The following is a 23,150-nucleotide window of genomic DNA, read 5'->3' on the forward strand; positions in this document are numbered from 1 at the left end:
ATCACACATTTAATGGCGCCAAATTCTCTTTTTTAATACCAACATCATTAAGATTAAACATGCTGTGATAACAAACAATATTGTGCTCAAAGCATATAACCAGCGGTTTTCATCTCGGCTAATGTTGCGCTCACCAACAAATTGGTAGTGGGTACTGTTGTCTTCACTCATTGCGGCTTCCCCCAAGTATTCTTGAGTAAGGTGATAGCCACTTAGGGTCTGGTGTTGATGATTACTTTTGAATTGGTATGTGTAATAGGTTTGTGGGTAAACAATCTCGAATTTAGCACAGGCCCACATTGAAACAGAGCATACAAACAACACAAAACTGACAATCAATAATAGGGTAGGAAATTCTGCCTCAGGGACCTCAGCTGTTGGGAGCAGGGTGTTCGCTGTAACACCGTAAGCCTGAGCTAACTTCTCCAACACTTCAGGCGAAGGTATTACTTTATCGTTTTCCAACTTGGATAAATAAGACTGTTGAATACCTATTTCTCGTGCAGCAAATGCTTGTGTCCATTGTTGCTCTTTGCGTAGTTTTAAAAGTTGCTTGGCTAGTTCCACGTTCGCGCCTACTTTTTCTTTTATTGTGACCTAGTAGCCTATGAATGCATAGACGGGAATACAAATTCATAGGTAAGAATATTAGGAATATTATATGGTTAGGTGGAAAGCGTGCGGTAAATAGCATTAGCATTAGAAACTTGATAAGCCTACAAGGATGAAAAATGAAAAAGCACGTGTTAACCCTACTCTTTACCTTGATAGCGTTACCGGCGTTCGCAGACGCACCTCTGGTCGCTATTAAGGTTGATATATATCGAACACAATCAAGTCAATCGACCCCGAATATGATTGAAGCTTTCGCTGGGGCAAAGTTGGAGCACCAACCTAAGCTCATCACTGAAGGTGGTAAGCAGGCAATGATCGAAATTGGTGAGCAAGATAAGCACATGCTCTCAATTACTTTTATGCCAACAGAAGATGGTGCGCACTACAGTGCGAATATGAAATACAAGAATCAAAAAACAAGACTGGCTTCAGGCAAGTAGTGAAAGCGATAAGATACCAGAAGACCAAGGTTTGTTTATGAGTAGCCAAGTAGGTGATCAACTCGTGTTTATGCAGTTAATTGGTAAACGTTTCGACAATATTGAAGCTGCGCGAGCTTGGTTGGCTAGCGAATAGCTCTTATCCCCACATCACCGCGATGGCGGCTAAGGCGATAAGCACTAGGCCTGCGCTGTCGCGGCGTTTTACCGGTTGTTTTAACCACAGGTAGGAAATGGCTATGGTGAAGAACACCTCTATTTGCCCCAGCGTCTTTACATAAGCCACATGCTGTAAACTCATAGCACTAAACCAACCAATCGAGCCAATACAGCTGGTCAGGCTTATCCACAAGGTTAAGCCTTTATGATGCCACAGGCTCACAAGAGCTGCTCTGTTTTTAATGCCAAGATAAAGAAGCAACATCAAGGTTTGCAAACTGATCACCAGTAGCAATACCCAAGCGGCACTGTGCGGAAACATCAATCCAGAGGATAAGCTTGCCTCGCGCACCCACAATGAAGTCAGGGCGAAGCTGGTACCACAGGCCAAACCCATCAACACCGTTTTTAAATTCAAACCACGAATACTCGGCCCACTGAGCAGCATAACGGCAATTGCACCCAAGATAACACCGAACCATCCGAGTAAACTCAGGGCAGAACCAAAAAACAACATCCCCAGAATTGCAGCAACGAGCGCTTCGCTTTTGGCCAGTCCGGCGCCGACGGCATAGTTGTTCATCTTGAACAGTCTCACCATCAAAGCGGTGGCGATGATTTGCATAACAGCAGCGCCGACAATGTAAAAAGCAAAGGAGTTAGAGGGTTGTAAAGCAGGTGCTGGATTAAAGTGATACAGCGCAGCGAGGTACACAGCTGCAATAGGGCCAGCCAGGATAAAGCGCGCTAGAGTGACCGCAAGACTGGCGGTGTGTTGGCTTAATTTACTTTGTAGGGCATTTCGCCAGCTTTGGCTAAAAGCCGCCAAAAAAGTGAATAAGATCCAAGCCATATAAGTTTTTGAAGAATGAAAATCCCAACATACCATGGTAGTAAAACACTGGCGAATGAGGATTTTACATATTCATTATTCACTTGAAATATTAATCGTCGTTGTTGGTGTCTGTTTTGAAGGCAATAAACGCCGTAATAGCGACAACAAGGCTTGGGATAACGAGTAAGGATACGTAAAACTCTGTACCACCATGAATTTTATCCACTAAGTAGGCGAATGGGACAACAGACACTCCTGCCGTAAATCCGAGTACGTATTTATCCATTTTAAAAAAACCTGATGTTCAGCTTGCGGTCATTTAAATTTGTACCCTATATTAATACAGTTAAGCAACTATATTTTTGATTGTATTATAAAAAATGGACGTGAATATGCGAAAAAGTAATAAATATGCAGGCGTAATGGCTCTCAAGAATTCCTTATTTCGGATGATCAGTTTGCTGTGTATTGTTGTACTTAGCCTGCAAGCGCAAGCTGGAGAAAATAGTGCTGAGGAGTTGGTAAAAGAGCTGATCAGCGCTATGAATGTGCACGATGCCAAACGGATCAGAGCTGTGTTCGCTGACGATGCCACACAAGAATATCAACGTTGGTACGCACGCAAAAAAACAGGGGACGCTTTTTGGAGTTGGCTGCAGTCAGACATCATCGACCTTGAAGGCCATGTTATTGAGCCTGAATACAGTGTTGATGGTAATAACGTGGTGGTAAAAGGTGTGTATGAAAACAATGATGGTTACAGTAGTGCCGCCAATTTTCTGATTGTGGTAAAAGATAACAAGATCGCCAGTTGGACAATGCGGTACTAACTGATAACTGCTCAATTTATTTATAAGGTGTGTGTTCATGATGGAAATAAAACTAGACGACCTTAGCACAGGGGAAGTGATCGCCTTATTACATGAGCACCTTGCAGATATGCATGCTACTTCGCCACCTGAGAGTGTTCACGCATTGGATGTGGATGCGCTTAAATCGCCGGATATCACTTTTTTCAGTGCGTGGAGTGGTGATGAACTGGCGGGGTGTGTCGCGCTCAAACGTTTAAGCGATTCTGAAGCGGAACTCAAATCAATGCGCACTGCAACAGAGCACAGAAACAAAGGGGTAGGTTCGTTATTATTGCGCCACATCTATGCCTTCGCAACAGCGCAAGGGTTCAACACCATTAGTTTGGAAACGGGTACGCAGGATTATTTTGTGCCCGCGCATCAGCTGTATAAAAAGTTTGGCTTTGTCGACTGCGCGCCGTTTGCGGATTATCAACTCGATCCAAACAGTCGCTTTATGCGTCTTGAGTTACAATAAAAAAGCCGGCGATTTAGGCCGGCTTTAAGGTTGGTCACAACCACGAAATGTTATTGCCCAGGTGCAAACTTCAACATTCGCGTTTGGTCTGTTAATTCGATATCAACGAGCTCAAACGGCGCCTTTGCAGCGGTTGAGGCGGTGAAAGGCATGACGAATGTGTCACTGCCGCTCATTGCTTTTGCCACTTCCACTGTCGCCAACCGAACACGTTCACCGTTATCGCTACGCCCAGTGAGCGTTGCGCGGATGGCATAGCGGCCATCATCTTCGACTACAACTGGCACGCTTGCTTGATAACGGTTTTTGCCGAGCGACTGCACCTTGGCGTTTTGCATAGTGATGGTTTGCTCTGATTGCACAAAGGGCATTTTCACCGAACGCTTCACTGCTTGACCATTGATAACGGTATCCACTGTGGCTTCGAGTTCATAGTAGCCTTGGGCTGCGCCAACATAGCTAAGCGGTTGTGCAAAGATGGCTTCACCATTTTGATAGCTAGCCGCAATGTGTTCACCTTCAGGGCTAAGCAGCGTGAGCTGTACGTCTTTGTTTTTAAAACGCTGTTGTCCCATGCTTAAGTGCATCGCTAGTTTTTGTTGGTGCTGCTGCAATTTGAACGCTGTTCTGGCGTTCAAGGCGTTACTCGAGCCCTTTTCAATTACGTGTACGAGATACATATCGTTGTCATTGAGTGCTTGACTGGTTTGCAGCATGGGTTTGCCTTTGCCATTCACTTGCCCAAGTTTTAAGCCCACGCTGCCATCACTAAAACCCGCTTCTTGCATCTGCTGACGAGCCGCAAGCGCTTGCATAGGCAACTGTTTTTGGCTGTTCGCATCACGCACAGAGAACTTATCCAGCTGCAGATCATAAGGCTTGATCACTTCGCCGTTTTCAAAGCGTGCTTTAGGGGCAACGCGAATAAGGTGGTCAGCTTGGTGCACAAACACTGGCACACCGCGCTTGAGCTCTTTACCCGATACCTGCTGCCAATACTCTACACTGTCTTTTTCCAATGTTTGTAATTGTGTTGCCGGTGCCGTTTGCACTTGTGGGAATTGATAGACGGTTTGTTCATCTACGTTGGCAAGTGCGCCTGTGCTGGTCAGCATCATAGCAGCGCACAAAGTGGTTATTTTATTATTCATTATTGGGCTCCTAGATTCGGTTCTTCAGCATATCTGCTAAGCCAAAGCAGTTGCGGCGGCTTTGCTGGTGGCTCAGTGGTTCACTACCACGAGTGCGTGACTTGTCTTTAAACCACAGTACACCCGCGAGTGATTGCGAGCTGCAATTTAGGAAGCCATCGGAACAGCTATCTAGCCAATTTTGGGTGACTTCGAGCGCCACCTGGTTTTGATAGCCACCACAGTAGCTGTCGCTATCCCAGATTGCAGAGTCTACGTCACTGCCCACCACCGTTTCGAAGTGAGAAGGTAAGCTAGGGCGATTCGGCGTGCCATACAACCACTGCGCGTTATAGGATGCCATCCACGATACTTGTTGTTGTTTTACCGCGTCGTTGCCATAGCCCAAAAGCCAGCCCAAGCTTTGTTCGAACGAATTACCTGCAACTACAGCATCAGCCAAAGGGGTACCGCCACTTGATGGTGCTAATGCGATGGTGCGAGTGACTTTATTGATGATATTGGGGTAACGGCTATCCCAAGTCGGGTTAGATAATATCCAACGCACCACGTTGCCGCCGTTTGAGTGGGTGATCAATGTGAGCTCAGTGATATTTTTATTGTTGATAAAGGACGTGAGCTGACTCGCTAAACAACCTGCGGCGCCACTGGTCCACATGTATTGTTCGAAATCGCAGTTAATCACGGTGTAGTTACTGGTGTTGGGCAGTCCTTGGCGTACGGTATTAACGAAACTTCCTGTCCAATAGTCGTTATAGGCGTCAGTTTGTTGGCCAGTGCCATGGACAAAGGCGACCCCTTGAGCCGCAATCGCACTTTGACTTAAGCCTAGTGCCAGAAGGGTTGAGAGTAATTTAAATTTCATGTGTGTTCCTGTTGATTGTAATTATATCTATCAGGTTGGAGGAGTGACCTCCGATCAGAAAATAGACCAAATAGGTACAAATGCAAGAAATAATTTACAAATATTTAACCTTTGTGTCGTTTTTAATACCAAGTCATTGGTTTTTGGCGAAAATATAAATAATGAAGATAAGGGCATTGAGCTTGGTAAAAAACGCACGCACAATGACAAAAACAATAAGGAAAGTGAACAATGAGTACAGTGGTAATTTGCGCCTTAATTGCGTGTTTAATCCCCTTCATTGCTAAGGCGCCTTTGGCGTGGGCACAAAATGCTCAAGGAGGTTATGACAACCGTCATCCTCGAGCACAGCAGCAGGCATTAACCGGCTTCGGCGCGCGCGCGTTAGCTGCGCACCAAAATAGTTTTGAGTCGTTAATTGTATTTGGTGTGGCTATTGCGGTCGTGCTCGGTACGAATACGCAGGGAAGTGTTATCGATATGCTCGCTATCACTTACTTGGTCTCTCGAGCGCTGTATTGTGTGTGTTATTGGTATAACTGGCATGCGCTGCGCTCACTCATTTGGGCAGTGTCGCTGGCCTGCCCAATTGCGATGATTGCGTTGAGTATTTAACGCCCGTTGTTGCTGGCAATCATTTCCTCAACAAGAGCTAAGCGCAGTTGTATGTCTTGCAAAGACGCGCTGCGCTGGCGAACTAGCACGATGACAGTGGTCAGTGCAGCTACCATCATTGAAATGCCCAGAGCGACATAGCCTAAACTTGCAAGCGCGGCATTAACGTCGGCTTTTTTTGCCATCCCAACGCTAAACCCGCTTTGTATACGCAGATATTCAAGGTATTCAGTGTAGCCAATAAATAGCATGCACCCCAACGTACTTAGCCAAGCAATGAAGCTAATGCCCAGCATGGTGACGTAAATTTTCTTATCGCGATTAATTTGTTGTAGTAACGGATTGAGTTGGTTCGTCATGAGAACGCTCCTGTTTTAGATGTTTGATGTGTGCCGAATCGGCTAATTTATTTCGGGCATGAAAGAGGCGCGACTTAACTGTATTCGTGGGTAAATCGCAGATCATTGCAATTTCAGCACAGCTCAGGTCTAGCCAATAAAATAAGTAAATTGCTTCCCTGAAATGTCGCGGTAACACGTCGAGCATATCAAGGCTATATTCGTTATCTAAGTGCTCGTCTTGGAAAGTGAATGTGGCCATTAAGTCTTCTGTAATTTCACTCTCTTTAGGCTCTTTAAATTTTTTATAGGCACAGTGATGGGCAATACGAAGTAGCCATCGCTTGAAAGCGTAGGGTGAGGATAAAGTGTGTAGCTGTTTATACACACTCAGCCATATGTGTTGTTGCACATCATCAAGATCTTGCCGCTGCACACCTAATTGAGAAAGATAACTCAGGGTTGTTGCGCTGAAGATTTCATAGACTTGAGTAAAGGCTTTTTCACATCCCGCTTGGGCGCGAATTATTGTTAGATTTAGCTGCATCCGTGCTCAAAAAATGATTGTGTATTAACGATAAAGAGTGTGCATGTGTCGATTCGGTTTAAACTTTTTTAAAAACACAAAGCAAGCGCCTTAAAAAAGGAGCTTGCTTTGTACTCTTAAGCGCAGTGAATTAGTGCGATGTCACATTAATGCGCTCTGTGAGTTCAGGTAGTTTTACATCTTCACTCAATTTGAAATCGAGCTGAACTAATTGCTCTTGTGCTGGGTTAGCAACGGGTTTGTACTTCCATTTTTCTAATGCCTGAATGGCCGCTTTGTCGAACACCGATTCAGGTGTGGATTGAACCACAGCAACATTGGTAACTGAGCCATCATTGGCAATTTGAAAACGCAGTACAACGGAACCGGAAATACCTTGTTTTGCTGCTTCAATTGGGTATTTAGGTTCAATGCGAATAATCGGCGATACATCACTTTGCGATCCTTTTTGTGCCTTGTGGCCATCACCAGCGTGTACTGTTGCAATCAGGGTTAAACTGCCTACAGCCAGTAAGACACTCAGCATTTTTGCGACAATGTGGCCTTTATTGGCTGATTGCATGTTATATAAGCGTTGTAACATCATGTTTTTATCTCCGTAGTATGAATAAGCCAAGCTGTGCAGTTGTGAACGACTCGCACATTCGACCATAGACTTGCCGTACAGCAGGCGCTGTCCAGCAGATTTACTTGCCAACACCTGCTCGTCACAGGCGAGTTCTTGAGTACGTCTTAAGCTCAAGTAACCGAACCAAGCCACTGGGTTGAACCACATTAACGTCACCGCAATCATGGCCAATGCGTTGATGATGTTGTCGTGGCGTTTTAAGTGCACATATTCGTGTTCAATCATCATGGCGATAGCCTCAGCAGAGCTGTGCTCGACCAACTGAGTGGGTAATACGATGCGCGGGCGAATAAAGCCGACCAGCATAGGGGAATTGATGTGGTTGCTTTCATAAATTGGCACTGCTTTATCTGCGGTTGTCAGTGCGGCCACTGTTAACTTGGCATCGATACGGCGTTGGAATAGCATGTGTTGGTAGCTCACCGAGACTAACAAGACGCTTACGACCAACCAATACACTCCTTCCCAATTTAATGTCAGTGCCGAGGAGGCTTGTTGTAGCGGCGTGACAAGATACTGACTTACAGCGATCGGTGAGGTCATTGTTTGCGACAGTTCCAGGCTTTGTGCGACTAGTGCTGCTGGCACTAGCAACCACAGACAATAAATAAAACGGGCGCTGAGTGATTTTAGTGCGCAGCGCTCAACAACGATGAGTGCGAGTAAAACAGCGCAAATCAGAACTTGTTGTGAAATGATCCATGCGAACATATTACTTTCCTTGTTTGTCTTCCCACTCTTTGATTACGGCTTTGAGTTCATTGATGTCTTGCTGCGACAGTTGTTCCGTTTTCGCAAAGCCACTGACAAGCGGCGCGATACGACCACTGAAGAAACGTTGAATCAAGTTTTGGCTTTGTTTCAGAGTGTAATCTTCACGGCCTATGGTTGGACGGTAGTTGTATATACGACCTTCTTTTTCAAAGCTAACCGCTTGTTTTTTAACGAGCCTACCTAGAAGGGTTTTGATGGTTTTTTCATGCCACTCGGTGTCGTCGCTTAAGCGTTCGATGATTTCGCTCGATTTAGCTGGATAGCCTTGCCAAAGCGCTTCCATGACTTCAAATTCAGCTTTTGATAATTCGATCATAACTTTGCTCACAAATGTAATCCTTGAAATTAAGATTACACTTGTAGTCCATATGTGCAAGTTATTTTTTCAATAAATCTACTTCTGATGCGGTGAGCTCTCGATATTGTCCTTGTGGAATGCGGCCCGTATCTAATTGGTACTCGCCAACACGTACCCTAAATAAATCAATGACCCTGTAGCCACAATGGCGCGCCATTTTGCGGATCTGTCTGTTTAAGCCTTGGGTGAGAACGATTCTGAATCGTGTGTTTGACACAGGCGTGCATTCACAGGAGTTGGTGATTTGCCCATCAACGGGCACGCCTTGGCTCATTTGTGCAAAGAAATCATTATCAAGCGGTTTATCCACTTCGACCCAATACTCTTTTTCATGCTGGTGATCTGGATGAGCGAGTAAGTTACATAACTCACCATCGTTTGTAAGGATCAACAAGCCGCGGGAGTCTTTATCGAGCCTGCCAATGGGGTAGGTACGCCCTTGAGTTGGCAAGTGATGAATGAGACTTGCAGGGTCATCTGCTTTGAGTTTGCAATCAATGCCAACGGGTTTGTGATAGGCAAAGTAATATTTCGGCGCCAAGCCCTGAACCAGTTGACCTTCCACCTCCACCTGATCTTGCTCAGTGATATGGTCGATGTGATTAGCTAATCGCCCGTTAACCGTGACCACGCCAGCATCAATGAGTCGAGACGCTTGACGGCGAGAGCACACTCCAGCATGCGACAGGTATTTAGCGAGGCGAATTGGTTCACTCATAATAGGAGATCGTGATTGCGGTGGCTGCAGTATATCACTTCGAAAGTTGCGCGGGATAATGATCGTATTTCTTGTGCTTGGCGTAAAAAAACAAAGTGACATTGAGGAGGTAAACATGGGCATTACACTCACGCAGCTTGTCGAGCTGCAACCACTGCAAAGAGTTATTATTCACTCTTTAGATTGCGCCTTGTACCAAGTGTCGGTGGTCATTAACAACGTTGAATATTACGTCAAAGACCATGAAGGCAGTTGTTTGAAAGCGCACAGCCCGTTGCACATTCAAAAACTGTTTGATCACATTTCCTATCACCATATGGTATTGCGTCAAAACAGTGCGTACGACGAAATGTGTGGGCAACCGATTCGTCAAGGCAGTAACACATTAGAAGTCTCGTACGGTAATAACGAGTATTATTAGATTGAGCGCAAAATAACCGTTACTTAGCGATCACTTTGCTCTGGCTAAATTCCCGATCTTATGTAAATCTGCTTTTAAACAGGGACACATAAGTGATTGAGCATGAGCGATTTCTTTATTTACGGTATCAACCTTCTCGCTAGTATCTTCTTGTTAGCCGTTAGTTTTGTGGTGTTGGCGGTTATCTATATGTACCTCATCGACGTAAACCAAAACAAGCACTCCATCAGGCGCAACTATCCCGTTATCGGTCGGTTTAGGTATTTCTTCGAGCGCCAAGGTGAATTCTTTAGGCAATATTTCTTCGCTATGGATCGAGAGGAAATGCCGTTTAATAGAGCGGAGCGTAGTTGGGTGTACAAGGCAGCGAAAAATGTGGACCGCACCTCCGCGTTTGGCTCCACGCAAAGCTTAGACCCCACCGGCACCATCATGTTTATGAATACCGCATTCCCGACGCTAGAAGAAGATGCGATTGAACCGGAACCTGTCACCATAGGTGAAAATTGCCGCCACCCTTATGAAGCACGCAAAGTCTTTAATATCTCTGGCATGAGCTATGGCGCGTTATCAAAAAGAGCTGTGTTAGCGCTCTCTCGTGGCGCGCGTCAAGCTGGGTGCTGGATGAATACTGGCGAAGGTGGTTTGAGTCCTTATCACTTGGAAGGTGGTGCAGATATCGTGTTTCAAATTGGCACCGCTAAATACGGCGTGCGTGATGAGCACGGTAAATTGAGCGAAAGCAAGCTCATGGAAATCGCCTCGCACGACCAAGTTAAAATGTTTGAAATTAAGATGAGCCAAGGTGCCAAACCAGGCAAAGGTGGCATGTTACCAGGCGTAAAGGTCAATGCTGAAATTGCCAAAATTAGGGGTATCCCTGAGGGTAAAGATTCCATCAGTCCAAATGGCCATCACGACATTAAGAGCGTAGCTGACTTGCTGGACATGATTAACTACGTACGTGAAATCACGGGAAAACCTACCGGTTTTAAAGCAGTGATTGGTGAAACTGCGTGGCTTGAAGAGCTGGCGGCGCTGATTAATCAGCGTGGTAAAGAGTGCGCCCCGGACTTCATCACCATTGACAGTGCCGATGGCGGCACCGGTGCAGCGCCACAGCCGCTGCTTGATTCAGTGGGGTTGCCGCTGAAAGAAAGCCTGCCGTGGGTAGTGCATTTATTGGAAAGGCATGGTTTGCGAGAGCGTATTCGTATCGTTGCATCCGGTAAATTAATTGTGCCCTCAAAAGTGGCTTGGGCGGTGGCGTTAGGTGCTGACTTTGTCGTCTCCGCACGCGGACACATGTTCTCGCTAGGCTGTATTCAAGCGCTGCAATGCAATAAAGACACCTGCCCAACCGGCATAACAACCCATAATCCTAAATTGATGAAAGGATTGGACGTGGTCGATAAAACCCAGCGGGTGGCAAACTACAATAAGTATATCCATTACGGTGTGGGGTTGATTGCGCATTCATGCGGGGTCACTAATATTCGTGGGTTAAGCCGCAAACACGTGCGCGTAGTGCAAGAAGATGGGTTGTCGCAAACCTTGGACGAAATGTACTCTATGTACAAGTAAAGGTTAGTTGGGGTAAGACGCACATGACGCGGGCTAGCTAACTAAGTTAAAATGCTCGCTACTCATTGTTTCGAGGCAATTTCATGCATCATGAACAACCCAAAAATCCGCTGCATGGCGTAAAACTAGAGGAAATAGTGAACCGCCTTGTGGAGCACTATGGCTGGCAAACGCTTTCTGAGCACGTCAATATCAACTGCTTTAAAAAAGATCCATCGGTTAAATCATCGTTGAAATTTTTGCGTCGCACCCCTTGGGCGCGAGACCAAGTTGAGCAGTTATACATCAAAACGTTCAGTACTTGGCCTTACAATGCAGGTTTAAATTAATCACTCATGGGTACGTTGAAAGTCGCCCTCATCCAACATGATATTGCTTGGCTAAATGCACAGGCTAATCTGACGGGTCTGCAAACAAAGCTGGGCGACATAAAGTCAGTTGATTTAATCCTACTCCCCGAGACGTTCGCCACCGGATTTGCCGTTGATTGCGAAAACGTTACCAGCAGTGCCACAGCCATTGTGCAATGGTTAATCGCGCAGGCAAAACGCAGCAATGCCGTCATTGCTGCCAGTGTGTTAGTCGAACAAGACCTGCAGAAATTTAACCGCATGTACTGGGTCAGTCCAAATGGTGACATTCAGCACTACGACAAGCGTCATTTATTCTGTTTAGGCCAAGAAGGTGAACACATTCAAGCAGGTAGACACCGAGTGGTGTTTGAACTGAATGGCTTTCGAATTCTGCCGCAAATTTGTTATGACCTGCGTTTCCCCGTCTTTGCACGCAATCGCAATGATTATGACGTGATGATCAATATCGCCAATTGGCCAGCCGCTCGCCGCGATGCTTGGGATACCTTGTTGAAAGCCCGTGCTATTGAAAATCAGAGCTATGTGTTGGGCGTGAACCGTGTTGGCAAGGATGGCAACAACATTGCTCACAACGGTGGCACAGCGGTCTATCGATTTGATGGCAAAACATTGGCGTTCTCTCAAGATGATCATCAAGAGGTGTTGGTGGTTACTTTAAACAAAGCGAACTTAGAGGCCTACAGACAAGCCTTTCCTGCATGGCAAGACAGTGACCCTTTCACATTAGATATCAGCCAGTAGCTCTACGATGCTACAATTGCCCTACTAACCTTTTGATTAGAGCTGACTCTTGATTTTACCTGTTTTGCTCGCTGGTGGCAGTGGCACGCGATTATGGCCACTGTCGCGCCAAGATAGACCCAAGCAATTTATTCAATTAGCTGGACAGCACTCCTTGCTTCAAAAGGCCGCGCTGCGTTTTGCTGCTAACAATTGCTTGCCACCTGTGGTGGTATGCAGTGAGCAGCACCGTTTTATGGTGGCACAACAGTTACTCGAAATTGGCATTGAAGCGAGTGCGATAATTCTTGAACCTAGCGGAAAAAACACCGCGCCAGCGGCATTGATAGCGGCTTTATGGGCGCAGCAGCATCAGCCTGATGCGCAATTATTTTTTGCCCCCGCCGATCATGCTATTTCCGACTTCGAGAGGTTGCTAAATCGCCTGCAAGCGTTAGTGCCGAGCGTACACACTAACCTTTTAGTATTTGGTATCACCCCTTCTCATGCCGAAACGGGCTTTGGTTACATCCATTACGGCGAACACTCAGGAATACCTGATGATGATGTCTACCATGTTGAATCATTTACGGAAAAGCCAGATCTAGTCCGTGCGCAACAATACCTTGAACAGGGTTGTTATGTGTGGAATTCAGGGATGTTAATGGCGGCAGTAGAGGCCTTCCTCACGGAATTTAAACACCACCGGCCAAAGATGTATATACAAGTCGAGAAGGCTGCAAATTTCAGTGCTGATTCTTGATTTTATCCGTTTGGATAAAGATATGTGGCAGCAAGTCGCCAGTGAATCACTCGACTATGCACTATTAGAAAACAGCGACAAACTGTTAGTGTGTTTAAGTACGTTGCATTGGTTTGATTTGGGTAGTTATGAGCAGCTCAGCCGCTTCTATAGCGCTGACAACTACAACAATGTGGTGTTGGGTGATGCTGTAGTTGTTGATGGTAAAGACAATTTCATCTACACAGAAGATAATCATCTGGTCACCACCTTGGGCATTGAGGGGGCGGTGGTTATCCACAGTGGTGATACGACCTTGGTTGCCAGTAAAACAGGTCTCGAGCAAATGCCAAAATTACTTGAGCAAGTTTCAGCGCGCTATCCCGAGCGACGAGAGTTTCATAAACGAACGTTTCGCCCCTGGGGGCAATATGAAGTGCTCAATGAAGCACATAATTACAAGGTTAAGCGCATCACCTTGAATGCGCGCACGCGGTTATCCTTGCAAGCGCATCAGCATCGTTCTGAACACTGGGTAGTGGTTCAAGGTAGGGTAACTGTTACCGTCGATGAGCAACAGCACACATTGCAAAGTGGTCAATCTATCTATATTCAGGCAGGTCAACGTCATCGCTTGGCAAATACCACTGATGACATTGCTGTGGTGATTGAAGTGCAAAACGGAGAATACCTTGGTGAAGATGATATTGTCCGTTTTGAGGATGATTATGGCCGCTAACGTGTCGCTTGCTGGCGCATATACATAAGGTACTGCTCCAGACTTTGCTGCCATAAATCAAGACAATCACTTAATTGCACATCGATGGGTTTGTCCTCAAGTAAGCGTCGCTCTAATTTTTTCAAGGCCATGCCATAGCGGTTAAAGCCTAGCTGCAAAGCGGTGCTGGCTTGGCGGTGCAGTATTTTGATGCACTGTTCAGGATCTTGGGAGATAAGCTGTTGGCAACGCAGTAACTTGTTTCGCGCTGACAGCACAAACTCATTGTAGATTGAGCTTAGCTCTTGCTCTTCAAAGGTATGGGTCATCAGCTCAATAGCGGTTTCATCGTAGAGCACATCTTTCAACGCGACACTCAGGTTGGCCGCTTGGGTTGATTGTGAGTCACTGAGCGCTTGGCGCAGTTTTTCCTGTTTTATCGGCTTCGCAACGATATCTTTAATACCCAAGGCCAGATATTCCTTCACTTCATCAGGGCTCAAACTCGCAGTGAAGGCCAAAAATGGCGTCCGATGATTACGATGATCGATGCTTTTGAGGCGCTTCATTACTTCTTGGCCATTAAAATCTGGGAGGTTCATGTCTAGCAGCACCACATCAAAATGGTATTGTTGTAGCAGCTCAATAGCACTTTGCCCATCTACGGCGAGCTTCACGCGGTGCTCGTCTTCTGCCATAAACTCAATCGCTATTTTTTGGTTGAGCTCCAAGTCCTCAACTAACAGCACGTCTAAACCTGTTCGATATTCACTGCTTTGCGGGCGCTTTTCCACTAAGCTCAGCTCACCCACGGTCAAGCGCATGTCAAAACCAAAGGTACTGCCATTGCCGAGCTCACTGGTGATATTCAACTGGCTGTCCAAATGTTCCAATAGTCGGCTGGTTATAGCTAAGCCAAGGCCAATCCTCCTTTGATTTTACCTGCGCTACTTTGCACATATGGCTCGGTCAAAAATTGAATTTCATCTTCTTCAATGCCGGGGCCTGAATCAATAACACTAAAGCGCAACGTATGTGCTTCTTGGCCTTCACGGATTTGCTCAACTTGCAGCGTGACCGTGCCTTTGTCGGTAAATTTAATGGCGTTGCCTACTAAATTGATTAGGATTTGTCGCAACTTTTGGTGGTCGCAGTAATAACACGCCTGTTTAGATAAGTGGTATTTGAGCTCAAACTTCACCCCTTTTTGTTCTGCTAATGGACTCAGAAGTAGGCACAAATTATTCAACCACGTATGAAGTTCAACGTCCTCTTCATACAGCGCTTCGTCGCTTTGGTCTAAGCTTGCGTATTCCAATACTTTATCAATAAGTAAGGTAAGTGATTCTGCAGAGTTAATAATTGCCTCGCAATAGGGTTTATTTTTTGGGGTGGTTGTTTGGTTCATAATAAGCTGTGCACTGCCTAGAATACCGTTTAGAGGCGTGCGAATTTCATGACTCACAGTGGATAAAAATAGGCCGCGAATTTCCAAATCTTTTTGGGTCTTGGCGGTCAACTGATTGAGGTTAAGTTCGCGACGTTCGTTACAAAACAGGGCCAAACCTGCCGCGAAGAGCATGGGAGTAACTACGCCTTTTACTAATAGGGCCACGCTGAACCAGTCACTTTGCAGGTATTCAGCATTTTCCATTTGCCCCATCAATACCACACGGCCACCAAACATGACGAGGGTGAGCACGAGGGCGATCAGGTAAACCAAGCTGGCGCTAGGGTATTTGTTTCTGGCGTAGTAACCAATGATCAAAATTAAGCAAAACGCTTCAACTACGCGATGGATGTCTATCAACATGATACGCATGCGTAGATTGCTATCCACAAACAAGAAATAAATCATGCACATAAAGATTATTAGACTGATGCTAATAAACACAGATGTGATGAGGCCCTTATGGTCCAAAAAGCGGTTGAGTGCCAATACATGGATCACAGAAGCGAGGATTAAACAGGCATAACCCAAGGCGTTAATGATCATGTTTTGCTCGGTGGGAAACGTTGCAAATAAGCAAGCACCGATGAGCAGAAACACAGGATAAAACACATATAAACCAATGCCGACAAAGTTACGGTTGGCTCGCCAAGTGATGCAATTGAGCATGGCCATAACGAAGATAGCAGTGGCACTGGTAATAAAGAGAGTGGTGGCGTCGAGCATCCTAGAGCTATCTGAATTTACAGGTAATACTCAATACTATACGCAAGTTTTGACATTAGAGCATGCGAAACTGTCTGCACATTGGGTAAAAATAGACACAAAAAAGCCAGCTTAAAGCTGGCTTTTGAATTAGCGAAGTTCGTTGGGGATATTGTTTTGTGCCCACGATAACAACTCGATACGGTTGCGGCATTTGGTTTTTCTAAATGCGCTGTATAAGTGTGTTTTTACGGTGTGTGGACTGATGCTTAAATCGTCGGCTATTTCTTTATTTTTTGCGCCTTTACTCATCAAAGCCACGATTGCTTTTTCACGTTTAGTGAGTTTAACCGGCTCAATGTCGCCCTCGGTTAATTTGTGCAGTGAATCTTTGTTAAAGTGCAGCATACGGTTAAGCACGTTACACATCACATCACGACGATACCAAAGTTGGTTTTCTTGCAGAAGACGAATGCCTTTAACCATTACATCAGCATTGTCTGAGGTGTAGAACACACCGCGGATGCCGCTCAATAGCGCACGATTTGCAAGCTCTGGGTTTTCGTCGAGATTGAAAAGAACGATGTCGCAATCAACATTAAGGTTCGTCAAATGCTCTTTAAGGCGATTCCATGCATCATCATTCGGTGTTTCGATAAATAAGTAAGCCGTACCTGGCTGAACTTGGGATACATCAGTGCCTTTATGCACTTCAAGTCCTTGCGTACGTAATAAAGGCTCTAATACATTCACGCCAATTTGGTTAATTGGTTCTTTTTCAAGCAATAAAAATACAGTCTTACTCATGATTTGCTCAGTTTTTATCTCTGTTTGCAACATCCTAACACGCTGTTCACTTCTTTTGTATTAGAAAAATAGCTTTTATTAGTCATAAAAGATTAATTCTTAAGGGTTTCATACAATTGTAAATAAATGGTTACGAAAAAAAGAGCGATAGATGCACAGGTGGCACTTTCGCTCACGGAAAAGTGTGTAGAGGTAGGTAAGAAGTATGGCGAACTATACTTTCAGTTTATCTTGGTAAGGAGGCCAACCCATCGCTTTACCGGCAAGCATGTGTAAGTGAATGTGGTAAACCGTTTGACCGCCATGATCGTTGCAATTCATTACCACACGATAGCCATCTTCAGCAAAACCGTGCTCTTTAGCGAGCTTTGCTGCAACGACATAGAGATGGCCGACCAAAGCAGCATTACTATCATCGATGTCATTAATCGTTGCTATAGTGGTCTTCGGGATAATTAACACATGGAATGGCGCCTGCGGGTTGATGTCTCGAAATGCGAGGGCTTTTTCGTCTTCGTAGACGATGTCGGCAGGGATTTCGCGGTTGATAATTTTAGTAAAAATAGTTTCTGTGCTCACACTGAGCTCCTTGTTTATGCTATTTATGAGCAAGTAATGACAAAGAAAATCTGACGTGTCAAACATATAACGAAGGAAGGTATCCAATGTGGAAAAAAGTCACCAGTGTCGCGACACTGTCGTTTGCTTTAATGAGTGCAGCGCATGCTGAAATGGTTTCATTCCCCGCAGAAATACTGCCATTACAGGTAAATGATAAGGCCGTTGAGCATTCGTTCTTTAACACCGTGGATGAACTTGAGTTACAGCCGGGCAGTTATAACCTCAAGTTGAAATACAGTGATTTATATGAATCTGGTTATGATGCTCATGAGGTAATTGAATCAGAACCATTTTGGGTCACTCTCACGGTTGTTGCTGGAAACGACTATGAAGTGGTGTTTGCTCGCGCTAAAAACCTAGACGCAGCAAAAGTCTATGCAAAAAGCCCATTTGTGAGCGTTAAAGTTAAAGGCAAGCAAGCGGCAACGACTCTGCCCGCAGTTGCACCCGCAGTTGCACCCGCAGTTGCACCCGTGACCCAGTATACGCCGAACCCTGTTACACCTGCTGCGCCTGCAGTCACGGCGGTTGCTCCCGCAGTTGCACCCGCAGTTGCACCCGCTGCTCCTACTGCACCTAGCGCTGTGAGTGCAGCAGCCATGCTCGAATTTTGGTGGCAACAAGCCACAGTGGAAGAACGCAACGCGTTTTTGCAAAAAGTAAAAAAATAACGCCATTAAAAAAGGGTGCTTACTGCACCCTTTTTTGATTCTAATGACCGCTTAGTTAAATAACGCGTCAATCGTACCTTGTGCCAGAGGGTGATAACCCGCACGTGCACCTTGGTAAACTTCATAGGCCCAGTCACGCTTGCCATTAACAATGAGTGATTTGTATAAAGGCACAATCAGTTTACGTCGACCAATACCCGTTAGGTGCTTATCAAGCGCAGGGTAGATAGCGTCGTAACCGTTGCCTACACCCAACATGAACCAAGCAAATGCCACTTCTTTGTTAGTTGAAGCTGTCAGGTTGAATTGCGTGTCCAGCTCAACCATTTTGTCATTGCCTAAATCGCGCGGTAGGTTGTTGATGAAGTGTAGCCACTCGTGCACCGTCCAATTCGCAGTTGGCAGTTCAGCGGCGGTCATATCACCTTTTAACCAAGTTGCAGTGAGCGTATCTACTTTCTCAAATGCATCTGAAGTTGGGTTTGGTGCGTCACTTGGTAGGCCTGGCGCGAAGATCCACTCATTGACTTTATCCATACTGACAACGCCAGGATGTTTGTCGATTAGGTTTGCTTGTAAATAAGTCACAAACTGAGCGGTAGTCAGTGATTTAAACGAGAACTCTTTGAAATAGCCTTTGACGAACTCATCAAATACATCACGACCATACTTCTCTTCAAGATAGATTAAGAACAGTTGGCCTTTGGTGTATGGCACAGAGCTAAAGGCATCGTCTGGGTCGCGGCCATTAAGCTTTAAGTTCAAACGTGTATCTGGCGCATCGATAGTTTTAAGTTGAGCACGCAGACCCGCAGCATCTAAAGATTGTTCCATCACTGCACGATCGCGGCCGAATACTTCTTCCATGATGCGGTTTTCAACGTAAGACGTGAAACCTTCGTTTAACCACAAGTCTTCCCATGTTGCGTTAGTTACAAGGTTGCCCGACCAAGAGTGCGCAAGTTCATGTGCAATCAGGTTGACTAAGCTCTTATCGCCAGCAACAACGGTGGGGGTAATGAAGCTCAAACGCGGGTTTTCCATGCCACCAAATGGGAAGCTTGGCGGCAGCATAAGCAAGTCATAACGACCCCATGCATATTCACCATACATCGCATTGGTTTTGTCGATCATTGCTTGGGTGTCGTTGAATTCAGCAACAGAGGCATCGAGAATTTGTGGTTCAGCGAAAATCGCTGTTTGATGCGACATTTCCTTGTATTCCAAGTTACCCGCACCAATGGCGATGAGGTAAGGTGGAATGGCCTGTGGCATATCAAAGAAGTAGTCACCGTCTTTGATGAATGCACCGGTGTTGTCGGCGCTCATTACTGCACGCACATTTTTTGGTGTTTCTATGCGGGCATTATAGGTTACACGCATGGCCGGTGTGTCTTGTACTGGGATCCAGCTACGCGCATGAATTGCTTGCGATTGGCTGTACATAAACGGCTGCGTCTTGCTTGCTGTCTGCTCTGGCGTTAACCATTGCAAGCCAGATGCTTGAGGTAAGCTGTTGTAGTAAATACGAACTTTAGGCGCTTGTTGATTGAACTTAATCGTTAGTTTGGCGCCCTTAACGTCGTCGCGAGGAGCTAAATCAAATTTTGCTTCATGCCACTTGCCGTTCTTACCTTGGTAAATAACACGGTCAATTTCTAGGTCGCGCGTGTCTAATACAAGCGTGCGAGCATTGGCATCTTGCCAGTCTAGGGTGTGCTCAACAAAACCCTCTAATTGCTTGTCATCAAAATCAACATCAAGGTCTAGATACAAGTGAGTTGAAACAACTTCATCAAGATTGGCATAGGTATGCTCATCGTTAGCGGCCACAGCATGTAGGCTCATACCGCTAAGTGCGAGTGCTAAAGCAACAGGTTTTAACTTCATAGCTTCCTCAGAACGGGGGAAATAAGAAGAAGCTTTTATACCAGATCTCTATGAGAACTGATACCAAAGGCGCAGAACGGTTGCGTTGATGCGTCATAAAATCATGACACTAGGTCCGAAGTTCAGCTTAGGTTACACTTAGGTTTTAGAGCATATTCAAAAATTTTCAGAGAGCACCACTTTGCCTGCATTACAGAGCCATCACACTTTTGCGTTGGACACCCACTGCGACAAGATGATGATAATTACTGACCCATCAGAATTAAAACAGGTCGATTTTACACAACCGTTTTGTGTTTTAGGTGAAGGCAGCAACACTATTTTTACTGCTTCGTATCACGGAACCGTGCTGGTTATTGCCAATAAAGGTATGCGCGTTGAAGAACGTGAAGACGCCTGGTTACTGCATTGTGAGGCAGGTGAAAATTGGCACGAGTTGGTGAAAAAAACCTTGGTATTAGACATGCCGGGTTTAGAAAACTTAGCGTTAATCCCTGGCAATGTGGGAGCTGCCCCTGTGCAAAACATCGGCGCTTATGGTGTCGAACTCGCGCAGTTCGTCAATTACGTTAAAGGGTATAACTTAGCAACAGGCAAGCTTGAGAAGCTCAGTGCCGAGCAATGTGGTTTTGGTTATCGTGATTCTGTGTTTAAACACCAACTCAAAGGGCAATTTATTATCACCCGCGTGGGCTTACGCTTGCCAAAAGTATGGCAACCGAATTTAAGTTATGGCCCATTGCAGCAGTTAGACAAGCCAACACCGCAACAGGTGTTTGATGCCGTTGTTGCTGTGCGCCAGTCCAAATTGCCCGACCCAGCGATACTTGCCAATTGCGGTAGCTTCTTTAAAAACCCCATTCTGCGTAGCGCTCACGTTGAGAAACTGCTCAGTGAATACCCTACTATGCCAAGCTACGACGTTGATAAAGCCAATAAAAAAGTGGCTGCAGGTTGGTTGATTGAGCAAGCAGGGCTAAAAGGGTTTGCTATTGGTGATATTGCTGTGCATGACAAGCAAGCATTAGTACTGGTGAATCGGGGTGCTGGCACTGCGCAGCAGTTGCTCGATATGGTTGAGCACATTCAACAAACCATCAATGAGAAATTTGGGGTGCATTTAGAACATGAAGTGCGATTGATGGGTGAGCAGGGCGAATTCCATGTGAGGGCGAATCATGAAAGCGCCTGACGGTAACAAACTCGCCATACTGCATGCACTTAACCAGGGCGACTTCATCTCGGGACAAGTCATGGGTGAGCAACTCGGTATTAGTCGTGCAGCCGTGGGTAAGCACATTACGTCACTGCAAGAAATGGGCTTAGATATCTACAAAGTGAACGGTAAGGGGTATCGCTTGAGTCGCCCATTAAGTTTGCTTGAACAATCAGATATTGAATCCGCTTATCAGCAGCTTGATGGTTCGGGCTGTGAATTTGAAGTGCAACCTATTATAGATTCCACCAACACTGAGCTGATGCGCCGTTTGCAGCAAGGTAAAGTGCGTAATAATTCTGTGCTCGTTGCGGAAATGCAAAAGCAGGGAAAAGGGCGTCGTGGTCGGGTGTGGCAGTCGCCTTTTGCGGCAAACCTTTATTACAGTTATTACTGGCGATTAGACGACGGTATGCACGCAGCGATGGGATTATCCATTGCTGTGGGTTTGGCGGTATACGATAGTTTAAAGGCATTGTATGACCTCGATGTGCAGCTCAAATGGCCGAATGATGTGCTAGTCAATGGCCGTAAACTCGCAGGCGTATTGGTTGAACTCGATGGCACTGCCGAGGGGCCGTGTCATTTAGTAATTGGTATTGGTCTTAACGTGGCGATGCCACAAACCAGCGCCGATAATATTGATCAACCTTGGTGCGACCTCAGTGAGTTTAGCGATGACATTGACAAGAATCAGCTGGTGGCGGTGTTGACTTGCTTCTTACAAAAACGCCTCGCTCAATACCAACAACATGGCTTGCAGGGCATGTATCAGCAATGGAATAACGTCCATGCCTTTGCTGGACAATGTGTAGAGCTTAGCTCTGGTACCAGCAGTTGGCGCGGGATTTGTGAAGGCATCGATGAGCAAGGAGCTGTCGTGCTTCGCATTGATGGTCAGAGCAAACGATACTTTGGTGGCGAAATTAGTCTGCGAGTGAAGTCATGAAACTGTTAGTGGATGCGGGCAACACCGCGGTGAAAATGTTGTTGGCGAATGAAAGTGGGCAATTGCATGCCGTCGGCTTGCAAGAGGTGCCTTGGCAGCATGTCGATGAGGTACTCATTTCCGCTGTCGCTGATTCGAGTAGTTTGACTCAAGTACTCGCGATTGCTGCAGCTCATGGGAAAACGGTTCATCGTGCGCGTACAAGCAGTCATTGGCGTGAACTTGAGTGTGCGTATCCAAACTTTCAAACCTTAGGTATTGACCGCTGGCTGGCCGTTATTGCCGGATACAGTGAAAATCCAAACGGCCATACGGTAGTCGTAGACGCGGGCACTGCACTGACGATAGACGTGATCAACGATAATAATCAGCACATTGGCGGTTACATTCTCAGTGGTTTGAAACTCAGTGAGCAAAGCATCGTCAACCGAGCGCAGAATGTGTTTAGTGTGGATGGGCTATCCGCAAAACCTCATCCGGGAAATTCAACGCCAGCAGCTGTGAAAAACGGTGCGTTTGTCGGTGCCTTAGGCGCCATTGAATATACATTGAACCAATGTGGTGGGAGTCACGACGCCAAACTTCTTATCACTGGAGGTGATGGTCTATCGTTACACATGCATTTACCTCACAGTATTTATCGTCCGCATTTGGTACTGGAAGGGCTACTAAAATGGCGAGAAGCAGGCGAAATCGCTTAAAAAAACACTGTATTGCACGATAATTGAACGTTTGTGAGCGAATCCTACACTTTTTTTGATTTTATAGTTGCATCGCATAAAACCATGCCTTAGAATCTCGCCCCGTACTAAAGCAGTGCCGACTTAGCTCAGTTGGTAGAGCAACTGACTTGTAATCAGTAGGTCATCCGTTCGACTCGGATAGTCGGCACCATTTTCCTTACCCTTGG

The 23,150-nt window shown here is 45.8% G+C and carries 28 protein-coding genes, 1 tRNA gene and 1 pseudogene; 16 read left to right on the plus strand and 14 right to left on the minus strand.

From position 1 onward, the window contains the following. Positions 1-9: 9 nt before the first annotated feature. A complete protein-coding gene (locus ACH19P_RS02440) occupies positions 10-567 on the minus strand; it encodes a helix-turn-helix domain-containing protein (protein ID WP_462156940.1) in 558 nt (185 codons plus the stop codon). Positions 568-731: 164 nt separating this feature from the next. Between ACH19P_RS02440 and ACH19P_RS02445 the strand changes: the two genes are divergently transcribed. Beyond that, positions 732-1,055, plus strand: coding sequence for a hypothetical protein (locus ACH19P_RS02445; protein WP_462156941.1), 324 nt, complete (start codon positions 732-734; stop codon positions 1,053-1,055). Positions 1,056-1,194: 139 nt separating this feature from the next. Here the strand turns inward: ACH19P_RS02445 and ACH19P_RS02450 are convergent, their stop codons facing one another. Together ACH19P_RS02450 and ACH19P_RS02455 are read right to left on the minus strand one after the other, a co-directional pair. Next, positions 1,195-2,067 carry a multidrug transporter gene (locus tag ACH19P_RS02450; protein WP_462156942.1) on the minus strand — a complete coding sequence of 291 codons (873 nt, stop codon included), beginning with the start codon at positions 2,065-2,067 and terminating at the stop codon, positions 1,195-1,197. A gap of 91 nt (positions 2,068-2,158) precedes the next feature. Then, positions 2,159-2,335 (minus strand): hypothetical protein, encoded by a 177-nt coding sequence (locus ACH19P_RS02455; RefSeq protein WP_462156943.1) that lies wholly within the window; start codon positions 2,333-2,335, stop codon positions 2,159-2,161. A 106-nt stretch (positions 2,336-2,441) separates the two neighbouring features. Here ACH19P_RS02455 and ACH19P_RS02460 point away from each other — a divergent pair, with 106 nt between their 5' ends. Both ACH19P_RS02460 and ACH19P_RS02465 read left to right on the plus strand, forming a co-directional pair. Beyond that, positions 2,442-2,879 carry a nuclear transport factor 2 family protein gene (locus ACH19P_RS02460; RefSeq protein WP_462156944.1) on the plus strand — a complete coding sequence of 146 codons (438 nt, stop codon included), beginning with the start codon at positions 2,442-2,444 and terminating at the stop codon, positions 2,877-2,879. Between the two features lie 40 nt (positions 2,880-2,919). Continuing rightward, positions 2,920-3,378 (plus strand): GNAT family N-acetyltransferase, encoded by a 459-nt coding sequence (locus ACH19P_RS02465; protein ID WP_462159297.1) that lies wholly within the window; start codon positions 2,920-2,922, stop codon positions 3,376-3,378. A 50-nt stretch (positions 3,379-3,428) separates the two neighbouring features. On the opposite strand, the gene ACH19P_RS02470 is transcribed toward ACH19P_RS02465, so the two are convergent. Together ACH19P_RS02470 and ACH19P_RS02475 are read right to left on the minus strand one after the other, a co-directional pair. Then, on the minus strand, positions 3,429-4,529 hold the full coding sequence (locus ACH19P_RS02470; protein WP_462156945.1) for a DUF4785 domain-containing protein: 1,101 nt from the start codon (positions 4,527-4,529) through the stop codon (positions 3,429-3,431). Between the two features lie 10 nt (positions 4,530-4,539). After that, positions 4,540-5,394: a lipase family protein gene (locus tag ACH19P_RS02475; protein WP_462156946.1), complete on the minus strand. Its 855-nt coding sequence runs from the start codon at positions 5,392-5,394 to the stop codon at positions 4,540-4,542. A gap of 43 nt (positions 5,395-5,437) precedes the next feature. Between ACH19P_RS02475 and ACH19P_RS02480 the strand changes: the two genes are divergently transcribed. Both ACH19P_RS02480 and ACH19P_RS02485 read left to right on the plus strand, forming a co-directional pair. Next, a complete protein-coding gene (locus ACH19P_RS02480) occupies positions 5,438-5,629 on the plus strand; it encodes a hypothetical protein (RefSeq protein ID WP_462156947.1) in 192 nt (63 codons plus the stop codon). After that, the gene (locus tag ACH19P_RS02485; protein WP_462156948.1) at positions 5,626-6,009 is read left to right on the plus strand and encodes an MAPEG family protein; all 384 of its coding nucleotides are present in this window, start codon (positions 5,626-5,628) and stop codon (positions 6,007-6,009) included. Before ACH19P_RS02480 ends, ACH19P_RS02485 begins: the two co-directional genes overlap by 4 nt. On the opposite strand, the gene ACH19P_RS02490 is transcribed toward ACH19P_RS02485, so the two are convergent. From ACH19P_RS02490 to ACH19P_RS02510, 5 genes are all read right to left on the minus strand, one after another. Beyond that, complete coding sequence (locus ACH19P_RS02490; protein ID WP_462156949.1) at positions 6,006-6,368, minus strand: hypothetical protein; 363 nt, start codon at positions 6,366-6,368, stop codon at positions 6,006-6,008. The genes ACH19P_RS02485 and ACH19P_RS02490 overlap by 4 nt on opposite strands. Beyond that, positions 6,331-6,894: an RNA polymerase sigma factor gene (locus tag ACH19P_RS02495; RefSeq protein ID WP_462156950.1), complete on the minus strand. Its 564-nt coding sequence runs from the start codon at positions 6,892-6,894 to the stop codon at positions 6,331-6,333. The genes ACH19P_RS02490 and ACH19P_RS02495 overlap by 38 nt, the downstream gene beginning before the upstream one ends. 130 nt (positions 6,895-7,024) lie before the next feature. Further along, a complete protein-coding gene (locus tag ACH19P_RS02500) occupies positions 7,025-8,233 on the minus strand; it encodes a TonB family protein (protein ID WP_462156951.1) in 1,209 nt (402 codons plus the stop codon). 1 nt (position 8,234) lies between these two features. Continuing rightward, positions 8,235-8,612 carry a BlaI/MecI/CopY family transcriptional regulator gene (locus ACH19P_RS02505; RefSeq protein WP_462159298.1) on the minus strand — a complete coding sequence of 126 codons (378 nt, stop codon included), beginning with the start codon at positions 8,610-8,612 and terminating at the stop codon, positions 8,235-8,237. A 61-nt stretch (positions 8,613-8,673) separates the two neighbouring features. Continuing rightward, the gene (locus ACH19P_RS02510; RefSeq protein ID WP_462156952.1) at positions 8,674-9,372 is read right to left on the minus strand and encodes a pseudouridine synthase; all 699 of its coding nucleotides are present in this window, start codon (positions 9,370-9,372) and stop codon (positions 8,674-8,676) included. A gap of 115 nt (positions 9,373-9,487) precedes the next feature. Here ACH19P_RS02510 and ACH19P_RS02515 point away from each other — a divergent pair, with 115 nt between their 5' ends. The 6 genes from ACH19P_RS02515 (at position 9,488) to ACH19P_RS02540 (ending at position 13,952) form a co-directional block, all read left to right on the plus strand. Further along, positions 9,488-9,793 carry a DUF6482 family protein gene (locus tag ACH19P_RS02515; RefSeq protein ID WP_462156953.1) on the plus strand — a complete coding sequence of 102 codons (306 nt, stop codon included), beginning with the start codon at positions 9,488-9,490 and terminating at the stop codon, positions 9,791-9,793. A 102-nt stretch (positions 9,794-9,895) separates the two neighbouring features. Further along, a complete protein-coding gene (locus ACH19P_RS02520) occupies positions 9,896-11,377 on the plus strand; it encodes an FMN-binding glutamate synthase family protein (RefSeq protein ID WP_462156955.1) in 1,482 nt (493 codons plus the stop codon). Positions 11,378-11,460: 83 nt separating this feature from the next. Beyond that, positions 11,461-11,706, plus strand: a complete 246-nt coding sequence (locus ACH19P_RS02525) for a VF530 family protein (protein WP_462156956.1) — start codon at positions 11,461-11,463, stop codon at positions 11,704-11,706. A gap of 6 nt (positions 11,707-11,712) precedes the next feature. Continuing rightward, positions 11,713-12,492 (plus strand): amidohydrolase, encoded by a 780-nt coding sequence (locus ACH19P_RS02530; RefSeq protein WP_462156957.1) that lies wholly within the window; start codon positions 11,713-11,715, stop codon positions 12,490-12,492. A 49-nt stretch (positions 12,493-12,541) separates the two neighbouring features. After that, positions 12,542-13,234, plus strand: a complete 693-nt coding sequence (locus ACH19P_RS02535; protein WP_462156958.1) for a mannose-1-phosphate guanylyltransferase — start codon at positions 12,542-12,544, stop codon at positions 13,232-13,234. Next, entirely contained in the window at positions 13,221-13,952 is a 732-nt protein-coding gene (locus ACH19P_RS02540) for a cupin domain-containing protein (RefSeq protein WP_462156959.1), read from the plus strand. The genes ACH19P_RS02535 and ACH19P_RS02540 overlap by 14 nt, the downstream gene beginning before the upstream one ends. Here the strand turns inward: ACH19P_RS02540 and ACH19P_RS02545 are convergent. From ACH19P_RS02545 to ACH19P_RS02555, 3 genes and pseudogenes are all read right to left on the minus strand, one after another. Then, positions 13,949-16,107: pseudogene (locus ACH19P_RS02545) on the minus strand (response regulator). The gene ACH19P_RS02540 and the pseudogene ACH19P_RS02545 overlap by 4 nt on opposite strands. 129 nt (positions 16,108-16,236) lie before the next feature. Further along, complete coding sequence (locus ACH19P_RS02550) at positions 16,237-16,893, minus strand: helix-turn-helix transcriptional regulator (RefSeq protein ID WP_462156960.1); 657 nt, start codon at positions 16,891-16,893, stop codon at positions 16,237-16,239. A gap of 213 nt (positions 16,894-17,106) precedes the next feature. Beyond that, positions 17,107-17,472, minus strand: coding sequence for a histidine triad nucleotide-binding protein (locus ACH19P_RS02555; protein WP_462156961.1), 366 nt, complete (start codon positions 17,470-17,472; stop codon positions 17,107-17,109). A gap of 86 nt (positions 17,473-17,558) precedes the next feature. On the opposite strand from ACH19P_RS02555, the gene ACH19P_RS02560 reads away from it, so the two are divergent. After that, entirely contained in the window at positions 17,559-18,185 is a 627-nt protein-coding gene (locus ACH19P_RS02560) for a DUF2057 family protein (RefSeq protein WP_462156962.1), read from the plus strand. A gap of 51 nt (positions 18,186-18,236) precedes the next feature. Here the strand turns inward: ACH19P_RS02560 and ACH19P_RS02565 are convergent, their stop codons facing one another. Beyond that, positions 18,237-20,075 carry a M1 family metallopeptidase gene (locus tag ACH19P_RS02565; protein WP_462156963.1) on the minus strand — a complete coding sequence of 613 codons (1,839 nt, stop codon included), beginning with the start codon at positions 20,073-20,075 and terminating at the stop codon, positions 18,237-18,239. Positions 20,076-20,256: 181 nt separating this feature from the next. Between ACH19P_RS02565 and murB the strand changes: the two genes are divergently transcribed. The 4 genes from murB (at position 20,257) to ACH19P_RS02585 (ending at position 23,134) form a co-directional block, all read left to right on the plus strand. Further along, positions 20,257-21,267 carry a UDP-N-acetylmuramate dehydrogenase gene (murB, locus tag ACH19P_RS02570; protein WP_462156964.1) on the plus strand — a complete coding sequence of 337 codons (1,011 nt, stop codon included), beginning with the start codon at positions 20,257-20,259 and terminating at the stop codon, positions 21,265-21,267. Further along, positions 21,254-22,240 (plus strand): bifunctional biotin--[acetyl-CoA-carboxylase] ligase/biotin operon repressor BirA, encoded by a 987-nt coding sequence (gene birA, locus ACH19P_RS02575; protein ID WP_462156965.1) that lies wholly within the window; start codon positions 21,254-21,256, stop codon positions 22,238-22,240. The genes murB and birA overlap by 14 nt, the downstream gene beginning before the upstream one ends. Continuing rightward, positions 22,237-22,941, plus strand: a complete 705-nt coding sequence (locus ACH19P_RS02580) for a type III pantothenate kinase (RefSeq protein WP_462156966.1) — start codon at positions 22,237-22,239, stop codon at positions 22,939-22,941. The genes birA and ACH19P_RS02580 overlap by 4 nt, the downstream gene beginning before the upstream one ends. Before the next feature lie 117 nt (positions 22,942-23,058). Further along, positions 23,059-23,134, plus strand: a tRNA-Thr gene (locus ACH19P_RS02585). The last annotated feature ends 16 nt before the right edge of the window (positions 23,135-23,150 follow it).

Source organism: Pseudoalteromonas sp. GB56, assembly GCF_054923835.1.

Excerpts from the sequence above, each read along its gene's own strand:
- ACH19P_RS02510 (WP_462156952.1), bottom strand. The coding sequence starts at position 9,372 with ATGAGTGAACCAATTCGCCTCGCTAAATACCTGTCGCATGCTGGAGTG.
- ACH19P_RS02495 (WP_462156950.1), bottom strand. The coding sequence starts at position 6,894 with ATGCAGCTAAATCTAACAATAATTCGCGCCCAAGCGGGATGTGAAAAA.
- ACH19P_RS02490 (WP_462156949.1), bottom strand. The coding sequence starts at position 6,368 with ATGACGAACCAACTCAATCCGTTACTACAACAAATTAATCGCGATAAG.
- ACH19P_RS02465 (WP_462159297.1), top strand. The coding sequence starts at position 2,920 with ATGGAAATAAAACTAGACGACCTTAGCACAGGGGAAGTGATCGCCTTA.
- ACH19P_RS02560 (WP_462156962.1), top strand. The coding sequence starts at position 17,559 with ATGTGGAAAAAAGTCACCAGTGTCGCGACACTGTCGTTTGCTTTAATG.
- ACH19P_RS02450 (WP_462156942.1), bottom strand. The coding sequence starts at position 2,067 with ATGGCTTGGATCTTATTCACTTTTTTGGCGGCTTTTAGCCAAAGCTGG.
- birA (WP_462156965.1), top strand. The coding sequence starts at position 21,254 with ATGAAAGCGCCTGACGGTAACAAACTCGCCATACTGCATGCACTTAAC.
- ACH19P_RS02455 (WP_462156943.1), bottom strand. The coding sequence starts at position 2,335 with ATGGATAAATACGTACTCGGATTTACGGCAGGAGTGTCTGTTGTCCCA.
- ACH19P_RS02475 (WP_462156946.1), bottom strand. The coding sequence starts at position 5,394 with ATGAAATTTAAATTACTCTCAACCCTTCTGGCACTAGGCTTAAGTCAA.
- ACH19P_RS02470 (WP_462156945.1), bottom strand. The coding sequence starts at position 4,529 with ATGAATAATAAAATAACCACTTTGTGCGCTGCTATGATGCTGACCAGC.
- ACH19P_RS02550 (WP_462156960.1), bottom strand. The coding sequence starts at position 16,893 with ATGAGTAAGACTGTATTTTTATTGCTTGAAAAAGAACCAATTAACCAA.
- ACH19P_RS02515 (WP_462156953.1), top strand. The coding sequence starts at position 9,488 with ATGGGCATTACACTCACGCAGCTTGTCGAGCTGCAACCACTGCAAAGA.
- ACH19P_RS02565 (WP_462156963.1), bottom strand. The coding sequence starts at position 20,075 with ATGAAGTTAAAACCTGTTGCTTTAGCACTCGCACTTAGCGGTATGAGC.
- ACH19P_RS02520 (WP_462156955.1), top strand. The coding sequence starts at position 9,896 with ATGAGCGATTTCTTTATTTACGGTATCAACCTTCTCGCTAGTATCTTC.
- ACH19P_RS02485 (WP_462156948.1), top strand. The coding sequence starts at position 5,626 with ATGAGTACAGTGGTAATTTGCGCCTTAATTGCGTGTTTAATCCCCTTC.
- ACH19P_RS02460 (WP_462156944.1), top strand. The coding sequence starts at position 2,442 with ATGCGAAAAAGTAATAAATATGCAGGCGTAATGGCTCTCAAGAATTCC.
- ACH19P_RS02530 (WP_462156957.1), top strand. The coding sequence starts at position 11,713 with ATGGGTACGTTGAAAGTCGCCCTCATCCAACATGATATTGCTTGGCTA.
- ACH19P_RS02445 (WP_462156941.1), top strand. The coding sequence starts at position 732 with ATGAAAAAGCACGTGTTAACCCTACTCTTTACCTTGATAGCGTTACCG.
- ACH19P_RS02505 (WP_462159298.1), bottom strand. The coding sequence starts at position 8,612 with ATGATCGAATTATCAAAAGCTGAATTTGAAGTCATGGAAGCGCTTTGG.
- ACH19P_RS02525 (WP_462156956.1), top strand. The coding sequence starts at position 11,461 with ATGCATCATGAACAACCCAAAAATCCGCTGCATGGCGTAAAACTAGAG.
- ACH19P_RS02580 (WP_462156966.1), top strand. The coding sequence starts at position 22,237 with ATGAAACTGTTAGTGGATGCGGGCAACACCGCGGTGAAAATGTTGTTG.
- ACH19P_RS02500 (WP_462156951.1), bottom strand. The coding sequence starts at position 8,233 with ATGTTCGCATGGATCATTTCACAACAAGTTCTGATTTGCGCTGTTTTA.